This window comes from Streptomyces sp. NPDC058663 (genome assembly GCF_042716745.1).
Lineage (GTDB): Bacteria > Actinomycetota > Actinomycetes > Streptomycetales > Streptomycetaceae > Streptomyces.
Genome location: NZ_JBHXRV010000025.1, coordinates 109,227 through 123,885, shown reverse-complemented (window position 1 = coordinate 123,885; position 14,659 = coordinate 109,227). Strand labels below are relative to the sequence as shown.

14 protein-coding genes are annotated in these 14,659 nt (G+C 70.0%); 10 read left to right on the top strand and 4 right to left on the bottom strand.

The window, feature by feature from the left end:
* The 6 genes from ACFWVV_RS19955 to ACFWVV_RS19930 form a co-directional block, all read left to right on the top strand.
* On the top strand, positions 1-393 hold a 393-nt coding region (locus ACFWVV_RS19955), incomplete at its 5' end, for a hypothetical protein (protein ID WP_384422742.1).
* A 289-nt stretch (positions 394-682) separates the two neighbouring features.
* The gene (locus ACFWVV_RS19950) at positions 683-2,173 is read left to right on the top strand and encodes an aldehyde dehydrogenase family protein (protein ID WP_384352509.1); all 1,491 of its coding nucleotides are present in this window, start codon (positions 683-685) and stop codon (positions 2,171-2,173) included.
* Positions 2,174-2,623: 450 nt separating this feature from the next.
* The gene (locus ACFWVV_RS19945) at positions 2,624-4,213 is read left to right on the top strand and encodes a GMC family oxidoreductase (protein ID WP_384352506.1); all 1,590 of its coding nucleotides are present in this window, start codon (positions 2,624-2,626) and stop codon (positions 4,211-4,213) included.
* Entirely contained in the window at positions 4,213-5,325 is a 1,113-nt protein-coding gene (locus tag ACFWVV_RS19940; RefSeq protein WP_384352503.1) for a glycine betaine/L-proline ABC transporter ATP-binding protein, read from the top strand. The genes ACFWVV_RS19945 and ACFWVV_RS19940 overlap by 1 nt, the downstream gene beginning before the upstream one ends.
* A 61-nt stretch (positions 5,326-5,386) precedes the next feature.
* Complete coding sequence (locus tag ACFWVV_RS19935) at positions 5,387-7,327, top strand: ABC transporter permease (RefSeq protein WP_384352531.1); 1,941 nt, start codon at positions 5,387-5,389, stop codon at positions 7,325-7,327.
* A 2-nt stretch (positions 7,328-7,329) separates the two neighbouring features.
* Positions 7,330-8,325 (top strand): ABC transporter substrate-binding protein, encoded by a 996-nt coding sequence (locus tag ACFWVV_RS19930; protein WP_384352501.1) that lies wholly within the window; start codon positions 7,330-7,332, stop codon positions 8,323-8,325.
* Positions 8,326-8,387: 62 nt separating this feature from the next.
* Here the strand turns inward: ACFWVV_RS19930 and ACFWVV_RS19925 are convergent, their stop codons facing one another.
* The 3 genes from ACFWVV_RS19925 to ACFWVV_RS19915 form a co-directional block, all read right to left on the bottom strand.
* Positions 8,388-8,738, bottom strand: a complete 351-nt coding sequence (locus tag ACFWVV_RS19925) for a DUF6191 domain-containing protein (protein ID WP_384352498.1) — start codon at positions 8,736-8,738, stop codon at positions 8,388-8,390.
* A gap of 137 nt (positions 8,739-8,875) precedes the next feature.
* The gene (locus ACFWVV_RS19920) at positions 8,876-9,802 is read right to left on the bottom strand and encodes a hypothetical protein (RefSeq protein WP_384352495.1); all 927 of its coding nucleotides are present in this window, start codon (positions 9,800-9,802) and stop codon (positions 8,876-8,878) included.
* Positions 9,803-9,868: 66 nt separating this feature from the next.
* Positions 9,869-10,297 (bottom strand): ATP-binding protein, encoded by a 429-nt coding sequence (locus ACFWVV_RS19915; protein ID WP_384352492.1) that lies wholly within the window; start codon positions 10,295-10,297, stop codon positions 9,869-9,871.
* A gap of 245 nt (positions 10,298-10,542) precedes the next feature.
* On the opposite strand from ACFWVV_RS19915, the gene ACFWVV_RS19910 reads away from it, so the two are divergent.
* From ACFWVV_RS19910 to ACFWVV_RS19895, 4 genes are all read left to right on the top strand, one after another.
* Complete coding sequence (locus ACFWVV_RS19910; protein ID WP_384352489.1) at positions 10,543-11,394, top strand: helix-turn-helix domain-containing protein; 852 nt, start codon at positions 10,543-10,545, stop codon at positions 11,392-11,394.
* A gap of 8 nt (positions 11,395-11,402) precedes the next feature.
* Positions 11,403-11,591, top strand: coding sequence for a DUF397 domain-containing protein (locus ACFWVV_RS19905; protein ID WP_384352486.1), 189 nt, complete (start codon positions 11,403-11,405; stop codon positions 11,589-11,591).
* Positions 11,592-11,630: 39 nt separating this feature from the next.
* Positions 11,631-12,362 carry a hypothetical protein gene (locus ACFWVV_RS19900; RefSeq protein ID WP_384352483.1) on the top strand — a complete coding sequence of 244 codons (732 nt, stop codon included), beginning with the start codon at positions 11,631-11,633 and terminating at the stop codon, positions 12,360-12,362.
* A gap of 473 nt (positions 12,363-12,835) precedes the next feature.
* Positions 12,836-13,243, top strand: coding sequence for a hypothetical protein (locus ACFWVV_RS19895; protein WP_384352480.1), 408 nt, complete (start codon positions 12,836-12,838; stop codon positions 13,241-13,243).
* 47 nt (positions 13,244-13,290) lie between these two features.
* On the opposite strand, the gene ACFWVV_RS19890 is transcribed toward ACFWVV_RS19895, so the two are convergent.
* Complete coding sequence (locus tag ACFWVV_RS19890; protein ID WP_384352477.1) at positions 13,291-14,340, bottom strand: hypothetical protein; 1,050 nt, start codon at positions 14,338-14,340, stop codon at positions 13,291-13,293.
* Positions 14,341-14,659 lie beyond the last annotated feature (319 nt).

The following is a 14,659-nucleotide window of genomic DNA, read 5'->3' as shown; positions in this document are numbered from 1 at the left end:
GGCCGGCTTTTTTCGGGCCCCGGGGCCGCCGCCCCGCCCCTATTGGAGAACTCCCCCATGCCCGGACTGTTCCGCAGCCAGCCCGAGACCCTGCTCATCACCCTCAGCGACCGCGAGGGTTTCCTCGGTGCGCTGCGCACCGCCCTGGACGCCGCCGATGCCACCGACCGTCCCGGTCTGGAACGGGCGCTCGCGGTCGTCGAGACCACTCCCACCCCCGACCCCGCCGTCCTCCGTGGCCGCTGGGCCCTGGAGCGCATCGAGGCCGCCGGGGTCGAGGCGCGGCCCGACTCCGTCAAGGCGGTCAAGGCGCTGCGCGACGCCGAACCCGGGCTCAGCCTCCTCCAGGCGGTGAACCTCACCAAGGAAGCGGCGGCCCTCGCGGGGCACTGATCCGCCCGCTGTCGCCGCGTCGTCCGTACGCCGCACTGATCCGGCAGCCCGCTGCCGCCTCGCCGTCCCTACGCCGTACCGATCCGGCCACCGTCGCCCCGGCTCCGTACGCGGTACCTCTCTCCCCATACGGGCCCATATCGGACCCGATCAGGTCTTTTGTCCTTGCTGTAAGTGACTCATGGCACTTTCGGTGACGTATTCGGCATGCTTTTCGGGCCCGGGGGGAGGGGTCCTGCCGCCAGTTCCGCTGGCGAGGACCAAATCGGTAACGGAAGGCGAAATCGACGTGTCGGCTGAAAAAACCATCCATGTGGGCGGGGTGTGGCAGGCAGCCATATCCGGTGCCACGCGCGAGATTCTGGACCCGGCGGACGCCAAGCCGTTCGCCGTGATCGCCGAGGGTGGGGCCGAAGACGTCGACGCCGCCGTGGCCGCAGCACACCGCGCCTTCGACGGCGGGCAGGGCGCCTGGCCGCAGACCCCCACCGCCGAGCGCGCCGCCCTGCTGCGTCGCGTCGCGGACCTCCTGCAGCGCGACCGCGAGGAGCTGGGGCGGCTGGAGGCGCAGGACGCCGGCAAGACCGTGGAGGAGGGGCGCGTCGACATCGACTGCGTCACCGACGCCTTCCGCTACTTCGCCGATCTGGTGATGAACGAGAGCGGCGGCCGGGTCGTCGACGCGGGCTCGCCCGAGATCCACAGCGTGGTCGTGCACGAGCCGGTCGGCGTCTGCGCACTCATCACCCCCTGGAACTACCCGCTCCTGCAAGCCAGTTGGAAGATCGCCCCGGCCCTCGCCGCAGGCAACACCTTCGTGGTCAAGCCCAGCGAGATCACCCCCATGACGACCGTCGCGCTGATCGCGCTGCTCGTCGAGGCCGGCCTGCCCGAGGGCGTCGCCAACATCGTCACGGGCCCCGGCCCCTCCGTCGGCGCCCGGATGTCCGAGCACCCCGACGTCGACCTTGTCTCCTTCACCGGCGGCCTGCTCAGCGGTACGAAGGTGATGCAGGCGGCCGCCGAGACGGTCAAGAAGGTCGCCCTGGAGCTCGGCGGCAAGAACCCCAACGTGGTCTTCGCCGACGCCTGCGCCACCGAGGAGGGCTTCGACACCGCCGTCGACCAGGCACTGAACGCCGCGTTCATCCACAGCGGCCAGGTCTGCTCGGCCGGCTCGCGCCTCATCGTCGAGGAGTCGGTCAGGGAGCGGTTCGTCGCCGAACTCGCCCGCCGCGCCGAGAAGATCCGGATCGGACGCGGCACGGACAAGGGCGTCGAGTGCGGCCCGCTGGTCTCCGCGCAGCAGCTGGAGAAGACCGAGTACTACGTCGCCGCCGCCCTGGAAGAGGGCGCCGTGCTGCGTGCGGGCGGCGAACGCCCCGAGGGCGCGGGTTACTTCTACCGCCCGACCGTCCTCGACCACTGCCACCGCGAGATGCGCGTCGTGCGCGAGGAGACCTTCGGGCCGATCCTCACCGTCGAGACGTTCACCACGGAGGCCGAGGCCATCGCCCTCGCCAACGACACCGAGTACGGCCTCGCGGGCGGCGTCTGGTCCGCCGACGCGGGCCGCGCCCGCCGGGTCGCCGCCAAGCTGCGGCACGGCACCGTGTGGATCAACGACTTCCACCCGTACCTCCCGCAGGCCGAGTGGGGCGGCTTCGGAAAGTCCGGCATCGGCCGCGAACTGGGCCCGGCGGGCCTGGCCGAATACCGCGAGTCCAAGCACATCTACCAGAACCTGAACCCTCAGCCGGTCCGCTGGTTCTCCGGCTGACCCCTCGGGCCGGGGTGGGGGCGGGGCGGCTGTGACTGCCCGTCCGGGGTGCGGCGGACCTGCGGGTCCGGTGTGGCCGGCCGGGGTGGGGTGATTGCCCGCCCGGCGAGGTGCGGACCTGCGGGTCCGCTGTGGCTGGCCGCGCAGTTCCCCGCGCCCCTGACGGGGCCGCCCGGCCCCCCGGGCTACCCCGCCCCCTTGTGCGACGGGGCCGCCCGCACTCCACCCCAGCCCCTTTGGGCGGGGGGGCCGCCCCCGGGGGCGAGTGGGGTCTCCCCTGCTCGAGCGAAGCCGAGAGCTTGGGGAAGGGCGGGCAAGGGGGCGGCCCCCCGGCGGAGCCGCACCCTCCGTGCCGCCCAGCCCCGGCTCCGGTCCACCCCACCCGTCCCGCGCACCCCCACCCCCTATACGCGCCAGCACCTTTCCGTTCACGAACAGGAGCAGCACTCCATGTCCGACCACGTACCCGACCCCGTACACGAGCAGCAGCACCCGCACGAGTACGACTACGTAGTCGTCGGCGGCGGCACCGCCGGATCCGTCATCGCCTCCCGCCTCACCGAGGACCCCACCGTCCGGGTCGCCGTCATCGAGGGCGGCCCCTCCGACGTGGACCGCCCCGACGTCCTCACCCTGCGACGCTGGATGGGCCTCCTCGGCGGCGAGCTCGACTACGACTACCCCACCACCGAGCAGCCCCGCGGCAACTCCCACATCCGCCACAGCCGTGCCCGCGTACTCGGCGGCTGCTCCTCGCACAACACCCTCATCGCGTTCAAGCCGCTCCCGTCCGACTGGGACGAGTGGGAGGCGAACGGCGCCGAGGGCTGGGGCGCGTCGGCCATGGACCCGTACTTCGCCAAGCTCCGCAACAACATCGTCCCGGTCGACGAGAAGGACCGGAACGCCATCGCCCGCGACTTCGTCGACGCCGCACAGACGGCACTGGGCGTCCCGCGCGTCGAGGGCTTCAACCAGAAGCCGTTCGAGGACGGCGTCGGCTTCTTCGACCTGGCGTACCACCCCGAGAACAACAAGCGGTCCTCCGCCTCGGTCGCCTACCTGCACCCCTTCCTGGACCGCCCCAACCTCCACCTCATGCTGGAAACCTGGGCGCACAAGCTGGAGCTGGAAGGCACCCGGGCCCGCGGCGTCCACGTCCGCACCAAGGACGGCGAAGAGGTCCTCGTCCGCGCCACCCGCGAAGTGCTCGTCTGCGCGGGTGCGGTGGACACCCCCCGCCTCCTGATGCACTCCGGCATCGGCCCCGCAGCCGACCTCCAGGCCCTCGGCATCCCGGTCGCCGTCGATCTGCCCGGCGTCGGCGAGAACCTGCTCGACCACCCCGAGTCGGTCATCGTCTGGGAGACGGACGGGCCGATCCCCGAGAACTCGGCGATGGACTCCGACGCGGGCCTGTTCGTGAAGCGGGACCCCCAGGGCGCGGGCCCCGACCTGATGTTCCACTTCTACCAAATCCCGTTCACCGACAACCCCGAGCGGCTCGGCTACCAGCGCCCTGCGCACGGCGTATCGATGACCCCGAACATCCCCAAGCCGCGCAGCCGCGGCCGGCTCTACCTCACCAGCGCCGACCCGGCCGTGAAGCCCGCCCTCGACTTCCGGTACTTCACCGACGAGGACGACTACGACGGCCGCACCCTGGTCGACGGCATCAGGATCGCCCGCGAGATCGCGAAGGCCGCTCCGCTTGCCGGCTGGCTGAAGCGCGAGGTGTGCCCGGGCCCGGAGGTCACCTCCGACGAGGACATCAGCGAGTACGCCCGCAAGGTCGCGCACACCGTGTACCACCCGGCAGGCACCTGCAAGATGGGTGCAGCGGACGACGAACTGGCCGTGGTCACACCGGACTTGAAGATCAAGGGCCTCGACGGGATCCGTATCGCGGACGCCTCCGTCTTTCCCACCATGCCTGCCGTCAACCCGATGATCGGGGTCCTGATGGTCGGTGAGAAGTGCGCAGAGCTGCTCGCACCGACCGCGAGCAGCAAACCGACCGTCCCCGGAGGTGCCGCGTAATGAGTACGTCGACCGTTGTGAAGTCCTCTTCCGAGCCGGGCGAGCCGCCGACGCCGTCGTCGTCGTCCGAGCCGGTGTTCTCCGTCAAGAACCTGTGGAAGGTCTTCGGGCCCAAGGCCGAGAAGATCCCCGGTGACGCCGACCTCGCCGGCCTGTCCGTCGCCGAGCTGCGCGAGCGCACCGGCTGTACGGCCGCCGTCCGCGACGTCTCCTTCGACGTCCGCAAGGGCGAGGTCTTCGTCGTCATGGGCCTCTCCGGGTCCGGCAAGTCCACCCTGGTCCGCTGTCTGACCCGGCTCATCGAGCCGACGTCCGGCAGCCTGGCCATCGACGGCGAGGACGTCCTCGCCATGGACAGGTCCCGGCTGCGCGAACTGCGCAGGCACCGTGCCGCGATGGTCTTCCAGCACTTCGGGCTGCTCCCGCACCGCAGCGTCCTGGACAACGTCGCGTACGGCCTGGAAGTCCAGGGCATGGGCAGGTCGCAACGCCGCGCGAAGGCCGCCGAGGTCGTCGCCAAGGTGGGCCTGGAGGGTCTGGAGGACCGCCGCCCGGGCCAGCTCTCCGGTGGCCAGCAGCAGCGCGTCGGCCTCGCCCGCGCGCTCGCCGTGGACCCCGAGGTACTGCTCTTCGACGAGCCCTTCAGCGCGCTCGACCCGCTGATCCGGCGCGACATGCAGGAAGAGGTCGTCCGCCTCCACGAGGAGGAGGGCCGCACGATGGTCTTCATCACCCACGACCTCAGCGAGGCGCTGCGCCTGGGCGACCGGATCGCGCTGATGCGCGACGGTGAGATAGTCCAGCTCGGCACCCCCGAGGAGATCGTCGGCTCCCCGGCCGACGACTACGTGCGCGACTTCGTCCGCGACGTCCCGCGCGAGCAGGTCCTCACGGTCGCCTCGGCGATGCGCACCCCCGAGGCGGGCGACGCGGAGTCCGGCCCGGCCGTGGCCCCGGAAGCGGTCGTCTCCGAAGCCATCGAGGCCCTGGTCCGCACCGGCGAGCCGACGGCCCGCGTGATGCACCAGGGAAGGCTGGTCGGCATCGTCGACCGCGCCTGCCTCCTCAACGTGGTGGCCGGCGCGGCCCCCACCCCGGCGGTGACCCCCTGATGAGGCACGCCAGTAGGACCACCACCCGCGAGGTGACCGCATGAGCGCCGCCACCGCCACCATGCCCAACACGCAGACGGCACAAGCCACGTGGCGCGAGCGCCTCACCCGCCGCCCCGCCCTCCTCAAGCTGGCCGCCCTCCTGGTCCTCGCCGCCGTCCTGGTCCCCCTCGCCCACAGCCGTTGGGCCTCCGGCAGCTGGCCCGCGGCCCTGACCGTCGACCTCGCCGAGCCGCTGGGCAAGGTCAGCGACTGGATCATCGACAACCGCGACGGCCACCCCCTCTTCCTCTACTTCTTCGGCCACATCTCCAACGCCGTGGTCCTCTCCGTCCGCGCCGTCTACCTGGTCCTGCTCGCCCTCGGCTGGGCCGGCACGACCGCCCTGGCGGCCCTCGTCGCCTGGCGCGCGGCCGGGGTGAAGCTCGCCGTCGGCACCGTCGTCGCCCTCGCCACCTGCGGGCTGCTCGGCATGTGGGTGCCGACCATGCAGACCCTGGCCCTGATGGCCGTCGCCGTGGGCGCGTCCGTCGTGCTCGGCGGGTTGCTCGGCCTCGCCGGCGGCCTCTCCGACCGGACGTTCCGCGTCCTGCGCCCGGTGCTCGACACCATGCAGGTGCTCCCGGCCTTCGCGTACCTGCTCCCGGTCGTCCTGATCTTCGGCATCGGCGTACCGGCCGCGGTCCTGGCGACCGTCGTGTACGCCGCCCCGCCCATGGCCCGCCTCACGGCGCTCGGTCTGCGCGGCGCCGACAAGGGCGTACTCGAAGCGGTCGAATCCCTCGGCGCGACCGCCTGGCAGCGACTGCTCACCGCCCGCCTCCCGCTGGCCCGCAAGCAGCTCCTGCTCGGTCTCAACCAGACGATCATGATGGCCCTCTCCATGGCCGTCATCGCCTCCGTCATCGGTGCAGCCGGTCTCGGCGACCGCGTCTACCAGGCGCTGGCCTCCGTGGACGTGGGCCAGGCCCTGGCAGCGGGTCTGCCCATCGTCCTGATGGCGATCGTCCTCGACCGGGTGACCGCCGCCGCGGGCGCCGCCGACCGCGAGCAGGGCCGCTCCTGGCTGCCGGCCGCGCTCGGCGCTGTCGCCGTCGCGGTGGTGGCCGTCGCCGCCCGCCTCACCGACGCCCTCCTGTGGCCCGCCTCCTGGTCGGTGGAGATCGCCCCGACGGTCAACAAGGCCGTCGACTGGATGACCGACCACCTCTACTCCGGCGTCCCCGTCATCGGCGGCACCGCCGACTGGGCGGCCCACTTCACCTCGTGGATCCTCGACCCGGTCCGCTCAGGACTCCAGGGCCTGCCCTGGTACGCCGTACTGCTCCTGGTCGCCGCCCTCGCCTGGCTGATCGGCACCTGGAAGTCGGCGCTCACGGCCGTACTCGCCACGGCCGCGATCGGCGTGCTCGGCGTGTGGAAGCCGTCCATGGACACGCTCTCCCAGGTCCTCGCGGCCGTGGTGGTCACCCTCGCGATCGGCTTCGCGGTCGGCATCGCCGCCGCCCGCAGCTCCCGCCTGGAACGAGTCCTGCGTCCCGTCCTGGACGTGATGCAGACGATGCCGCAGTTCGTCTACCTGATCCCCGTCGTCGCCCTCTTCGGCGTGGGCCGCGCCCCGGCAGCCGCAGCGGCCGTGGTCTACGCGCTGCCTGCCGTCGTACGCATCACCACCCAGGGCCTCCAGCAGGTCAGCCCGGCCGCGATGGAGTCGGCCCGCTCGCTCGGCGCCACCAGCGGCCAGCAGCTCCGCCAGGTCCAGCTGCCGCTCGCCCGCCCCTCGATGCTCCTCGCCGTCAACCAGGGCGTCGTCCTGGTCCTGGCCGTCGTCATCATCGGCGGCCTGGTCGGCGGCGGCGCGCTCGGCTACGACGTGGTGTTCGGCCTCGCCCAGGGCGACCTGGCGACCGGTCTGGTGGCCGGTGCCGCGATCGTCTGCCTCGGCCTGATGCTCGACCGGGTCACCCAGCCCTCGCGGGCGGCCCGCAAGGAGGACGCGTAACCATGCACCTCAGTACCCGCAACCTCCGTACTCTCCGTTCCCGTACGGCAGTCAAGGCCACCGCTCTCGGCGCGGCGGCCCTGCTCCTCACGGGCTGCGGCGCGGCCGACATGACGCAGCAGGCGTCCCCGTACGCCGGCGCGGCAGGCGCGAAGACCGTCACCCTGTCCGTCCAGTCCTGGGTCGGCGCACAGGCCGACGTCGCCGTCGCCAAGCTCATCCTCGAACGGGAACTCGACTACCGCGTGGACACCGTCCAGGTCGACGAGGTCCCCGCCTGGGACGCCCTCAGCCAGGGCCGGGTCGACATGATCATGGAGGACTGGGGTCACCCGGAACAGGAGGCCCGCTACGTCAAGGACAAGAAGACCATCGTCCCGGCGGGCGAGGTCGGCGTCATCGGCCACATCGGCTGGTTCGTCCCGAAGTACTTCGCGGACAAGCACCCGGACGTGAAGGACTGGCGGAACCTCAACAAGTACGCCGACCAGTTCAAGACGCCGGAGAGCGGCGGCAAGGGCCAGCTGCTCGACGGCTCCCCGTCGTACGTCACCAACGACAAGGCCCTGGTCAACAACCTCAAGTTGAACTACCAGGTCGTCTTCTCGGGCTCCGAGGCCGCGCAGATCACCCAGATCCAGCGGTTCGCCAAGGAGAAGAAGCCCTTCCTCACCTACTGGTACGAGCCGCAGTGGCTGTTCGAGCAGGTCCCGATGGTGGAGGTGAAGCTGCCGAAGTACTCGGACGAGTGCGCGGCGAAGGCACCCGAGGACATCGACTGCGAGTACCCGACCACGCCGCTGATGAAGTTCATGAACGCCAAGTTCGCCAAGAAGGGCGGCAAGGCGGCGGAGTTCCTGAAGAACTTCAAGTGGACGGCCAAGCAGCAGAACGCGGTCTCCCTAATGATCGCGGACCAGAAGATGTCGCCCGAGGCGGCGGCGGAGAAGTGGCTCGCGGAGAACGAGCCGACGTGGAGGGGGTGGCTGCCGAAGTAGGCAGTGGCTCCACCCCTTCCCCACTGAAAAGGTAGGGCGCTCTCCGGTCCGCCGGGAGCGCCCTACTTTTCGGCGTCGGGGAGGGAACGGGCCCCGGCATCGGTCCGGCCATCGACCCCGCCCTCGGTCCGGATCACCACCTGCCCCGCATCGAGGTCGATCCGCCGGTCGAGCGGAGCCCCCGCATCGGCATCGTCCCGCAGCACGAGCCGCCGCTCCTTCTCCTCCACCACGTGCTGGTGCCCGGGGGACAGGAGCGCGTGCAACTCGGCCACCGCACCGGACGCGGACCCGCCACCAGCGGCCCGGTGCCGCCGCCAGTACACCAGGCCACGCCGCTCCAGCCACATCAGCGAACGGTCCGCGAGGAACAACCCCACCGCGAGCACGACTCCCCAGATGACCAGCGCCACCGCCCACCCCCTTGTCCTGTACGCCGTCCCGACCCGGGTCCACGCAGCAGCTGTACGCGATCGCACGTGCGGCCCCACGGTCCCTGGACAACGCACCAACTGGCCCCGGAGTGCCCGACGACCTCAGCGCGAGCCGGTCATTTCTCCGGCGGGGCTTCGACGGCCCAGAGATCGGCCACGTCGTTGATGGTCACGGACAGGGCCACCCACCGGTCGAGCACGGTGAGGTCGGTGCAGGCCATGATGCGGACGCGGTCGTCATCGGTAAGGGGCACCCGGCGAACATCGAGGACGCGAAGGACGCTCTCGGCAACTCCCTGAGCCCTGCCCTCGGCCTCACCCTCGGCTTTCCCCTCGGCCTTCCCTTCCAGGTAAGCCGTCTCGCGGTATGTGCCGCGCCCGGGGAAGTAGGTGACCACGCTCATCATTTTCCTCCAGATCGCTCTGGCCGGACTGTCGCCCAGGCCGATTTCCAGCAGTTCCGAGTAGTAGGCGGCGGACTCGCTGTCGGCCGCCCCGAGGGCGATGGCCAGTGCTTCCAGTATGGCCGTGGGGTCGGGTGCTTTGCCATGCGTCATGGCTGAGAAGGTGGCGAGGGCGAGATCCTGCCCCGCTTGGGCGCTGTCGGTGATGAGCGGGACGTTGTCGGGGCCCAGGACGAGGGGATGCGTGGTGAGGGCCGTCCAGCCTTCGATACCCATCCGGAAGGGCCCGCCGGCCCACTTCGCGGTGGCTGTGTCCTGGCAGACGACCAGGAGGAGCGCCGGACAGTCGTACTTCGCATGCAGGTATGCCAGGTAGTAGGCCCAGCTGGACTCCTTCTCGGGTTTCTTTCCGCCCTGCGCCTCGATGGCGAGGAGGAAGGTCGGTCCATCGCAGGCCGTGACGCGCAGCACGCTGTCCACGCGTCTCTCCAGCGGCCGGATCTCGGTGGCGTCGGCCGACAGCACTTCGATGGATGCCCGTTTGGGCAGGGGCACACCGAGCAGGTCGAAGACCGGCGTCAGCAGTTCCGGCCGCTCCTGGAAGATCCGGTGCGACGCCTCGTGGGGTGAGGAAACCATGATCGGAACCTAGGGGTACGGGGCCGGGGCATCCGGCCCTCGGGTGGGGTTCACTCGTTCGGGGCCCTACGCCGCAGCCGCAAGCTCGCACCACACGTACTTGCCACCGTCCCCGGTACTCGTCAGCGGGTACCAGCCCCACCCGTCCGAACAGGTCCGCACGAGCGCCAGCCCGCGTCCCTCCTCGGCGTCCTCGGCGGCGGTACGCAGTGGAGGCGCGGGCGGGGTCGGGTCCGCGTCCCAGGCGCCGATGCGCAGGACGTTGCCGGAGCGGCGGATACGGAGGGCGGCGGGGCCCTTGGTGTGCCGGACGGCGTTGCCGATGAGCTCGGTGGCGAGGAGTTCCGCCAGGTCGGCGAGGTAGGTCAAGCCGTGGATACCGAGGATCAGCCGAAGGGTGTGGCGACTGACGGTGACGGCGCGGGGGTCGTGCGGGATGTAGAGGGAGTACTCCCAGTTCTCGGCGGGGTCCGGGCTTGTGGCGGATCGCGGCATGGCAACTCCGTTACATGTGCGCTGAGTTGGTGGCGGTGGCGGTCCGCTGGGCGGTGGCATTGGCGCGGCCGTCATGGCATGACGGGGCGGTGCGCTTCCGGGGTCCCGGGATCGCTGTGTGTGCGACGCGTCACTGACGGTAGGGCATTAATTTATGACGCTGCAACCGGTTGTCGTAACCTGGCACTCGATCGAGTGGCCCAACAGGACTTGTCCTGAGCACCGTTGAGAGACGAGGTCTCCGTATGCCGCCAAGGAGTCAGCCGACCGCCCGCCAGGTCCGCCTGGGGGTTGAGCTGCGCAGACTGCGTGAGGCGGCAGGTCTGACGGCCCGGCAAGTGGCGGCGTCACTGGGCTCCAATTCGGCCTCGATGAGTCAGGTCGAATCGGGGATCGGGGGCGTGAGTGAGGCCCGCGTGCGCCGCCTTGCTGCGCACTACGCATGTGCCGACGAGGAATTGATCAGCGCCCTTGTCGGAATGGCGACGGATCGTACGTGTGGGTGGTGGGAGGAGTATCGCGGAGTACTGCCCGTCGCCTACCTGGACTTGTCCGAGTTGGAGCATCACGCAACCTCTCGGCGCGACGTGGACTTCACGCACGTACCTGGACTGCTCCAGACCGAAGAGTACGCGCGAGCGCTCTTCGCGTATCAGATGCCGGAACTTCCCGAGAGCGAACTTGAGGCCCGGGTGGCTCATCGGATGAAGCGCCGCGTGATCGTCGAGGGGGCGAACCCCATTCCGTACGAGACGGTGATTCACGAAGCGGCATTGCGGATCCGAGTCGGCGACCGGCGGGCATCCCGGGCTCAACTGATCCGCATCCTGGAGCTGTCCGATGCGAGCTTGGCGGAGGTGCGAGTGATCCCGTTCGATCTGGACAACTTCGCTGGTGCGGGCAGTGCAATGGTGTACGCGGGCGGAGCGCTTCCCCGACTGGACACGGTGGTGCGGGACGCTCCCAACGGAACGGTCTTCTTTGATGCCGAGGCGCAACTGGCCCACTATCGAACGCTCTTCCGTAAGGTGGAAGGTGCGTCGCTTGACCCTGACAAGTCGCGTGGTTTCATCCACCAGATCGCCAAGGAGCTGTGAGCCCACCGATGATGCCCTCAACTGCCTGGCAGAAATCCTCCTTCTCCGGCGGCGGCGAAGGCAACGCCTGTGTGGAGCTGGCAAGCCACGCCCACACCCTGCTCCTCCGCGAGAGCGAAGACCCCGCCCACATCCTCACCCCCGCCCCCACGGCCCTGGCAGCCCTCCTGCACCACCTCCGCGAGAACGCCAATTAATCGGATGTGCCTACGCCGCAAGGTTGTTACCTTCGCCATGTGCCGAAGCTGAATCAGATCATCGCAGTCGAAAAGGGCGTCAAGTCCAAGGCTCTCCAGGAGCTCACCCAGGCCCACCAGGACGTGCAGAAGCCCGCCCTGCTGGCCGGCATCTCCCGGACCTACCAGCCCAAGGACGAGGAGGGCGAGCAGCTGCCGCCCGAGTCCACGCGGGTGCAGATCAAGGCCGAGGACGCTCTGCGGGCGACCGCCGGTACGCTGACGCAGCTCTTCGACGTCACCGCGACGAAGGACTGGGCGAACCGGTCCGCCGCCGCGGACGTGATGGTCGACGGCACGGTGCTGCTGTCCCAGGTGCCCGTCCCGTACCTGCTGTTCCTGGAGAAGCAGCTCACCGACCTGCACACCTTCGTGCGCAAGCTGCCCGTGCTCGACGCCTCCGAGTCGTGGAACCTGGACCCTTCGACGGACTCCTGGAAGACGGAGCCCGTGCGGACCATCCGCACGAAGAAGGTTCCGCGCAACCACGTGAAGGCCGAGGCCACCGAGAAGCACCCGGCGCAGGTCGAGGTGTACTACGAGGACGTCCCGGTCGGCTACTGGACCACCGTGAAGTTCTCCGGCGCGCTGCCCGCCCGGCGGGTCAACGAACTCCTCGAACGCGTCGAGAAGCTCCAGCAGTCCGTCAAGTTCGCCCGCGAGGAGGCGAACAACACCGAGGTCACCGACCAGCGGGTCGGCGACGCGGTATTCGGCTACCTCTTCAGGTAGCCCCCACATACGCCCTCCGTCGCGAGCGGAGGGTGCGCGATGAGCGCAAGCTGAAACTGATGTTGAAGCTGATGAGGGGTGTCAGTTGGGGGTTCGAATCCCCCTCCCCGCACCACATGCGGGGGTGGCCCAAGCCTGGCAGAGGCGGCCCCGTGAAACTCAGATTCTCGCTCCAGTCTCAGTATTCGCCACCGAACACCGGATCGACCGAGCGCGGGCGAACATCCACGGATGGGGGTTCAAGTCCCCCCGGCGCCTCTCTCGTGGCGCTGTAGTTCAAAGGCAGAACACGTCGATCTCAACATGATCCGCGGCTCTTAAACGCCGCCGGTGTGCGCAAATGGGTGGCAAGCTGGAGCCCGGGAGCTGGACATGCTCCCGGGCTCCGTCACGTTCCCGCCCGCTGCTGGTGCTGTCTCCCGCGGCCCATGGCAGGCGAGGGCCTGCTCCGCCTCCCGGATTACCGTGGCCACGTGGACTCCGACGCCAGAACCTTCCCTCCCCGCCCCCTCCGGGGCGTCCGGGCCGTGTACGCACGGCAGGCGAGCTGCCCCTCCGACTTCGCGGACGTCACCGTGGACTTCGAGCCCGGGGAGGAGGGGTGCGGGTTCGAGGTGGCCGCCCAACTGACCACGCGCGGATCCGTCACCCAGGCAGAGCTGGCCACTTACTCATCGGCCCTCGCCACGGGGATCCGCGAAGAGCTGGCCGAACTGGGCGCCGGAACCACTGCGGCGGTAGCGGTCGTGCTGCGCCACATGCATGTTCACGAGGTGGATTCCCACCCAGCATCCTTCCGGGCGGTCGGCCGCGTGGCAGTACGCAATGCCCTCGCCCTGGCCTACGGACCGTCGCCGATGCCCGACAGTCGCAGCGCCTGACGACTCGGCGCCGTAAGGGCTGCTGGGGCGCGTAGCGGTGCGACCCCCTACCCGGCCCGGTGCGTGGTGACCTCGTAGCGGGCGACCGTCTGCGGCCCGGCCATGGTGTGCGCTCGCAGGAGGATGCCTGTGGTGGGGTCGACCGTGAAGTGGCAGGTGAGGTTGTCCTCCGGGGCCCAGGCACTGAACGGGAAGGTGCGCATCGGTCGGACCGTGGCCTCGATGGAGGCCGGCCCGGACGCGGTGACGTCCGCGAGGTGCGACACGATGCGGGCAGGGGTGAGGAGTTCGGCGAGTCGGGCCCCAGCCGGATCGGTCTGGTCGGGTTCGTAGTCGCCGCTCATGTCCACGAGCGTCGACTCTCCGCCCCGGAGAGTGACGGCCCATGTGCGACCGGAGGGGACACCCGCCAGCGTCGGATTCCCCAGGATCTCCGGGACCGCCGTGACCTCGGCCCTCAACCGTGCGGGGTCCAGGAGCGTGGTCGCCATGCGCGCCAGGACGAAAGCAGCCCCTTGCTCCCTGTTCGCCGCGCCCACCGTGGTACCCAGGTCGTGCAGGTCACGCAGGCGACCGGAGCGGAAGCACCCGTTCGCGTCGTAGGCACGTGCATGCAGGAGGAGGCCGGTGACCATGTCGACGCCGACGATCAGACGCGTCACCCCTGGCGGGAGCCAGGGGTCCTGTGGATCGGCCGTCCAGGGATGCGGAACCAGCGTGACGTCCACGCAAGGGCGCCCGGCGTCCCATGTGCACTTACCTGCCGAGGCGGCAGCCACGCCGCTGACAAGCCGAGCGGGATCACAGAGTGAGAGCAGCGGGTCTCCGGCGGCGTCGTCGTCCCGGCGGAGGCGTGCGCTCGACTCGTCGTAGATGCGGAGCCGAGCAGAGGAAACCGCGTCGGCTTCGGTGAAGCGTCCGACGCTGTGCGCGCCGTAGCGACCGGAGAGGTCGTCCGGAACACGGTGCTGGGTGTACTCCGCGGCCGCAGCGAACCGGACGTCCTCCGCCGCCGCGGCGGCCATGCGGCCCAGTGCCCACCGCGCCAGGCCGACGCTGTCGAGGGCCATGGCAGTCAGGGGGTGGGGAGTTGCCATGACGCCCAGTTCTCGGTTTCTTCGGGCCGACTTGAGGGCCACTGCACGTACAGGATGCGGTACGGGTGGTCCTGAGGAGCATGGGTGAGTGTTTCAACGCGCCACCGGTTGTCGCCGAGCGGGGCAATACGACATCCAGGCTCCGTGATGCCCTCACCACACGCTAGTACGCGCTGGTTGCCCGTACTTTCGTCTGGAATGCCTGCCCGGTCGACGGTCTTGTGCGTCATGAAGGAGGCGTACCACGGCTGCCCAGGCCCCACGACATCCACGGACAGGGAGCTTCCCGGCCGTGCGGGTTGCCTCCGTGCCCACGAGA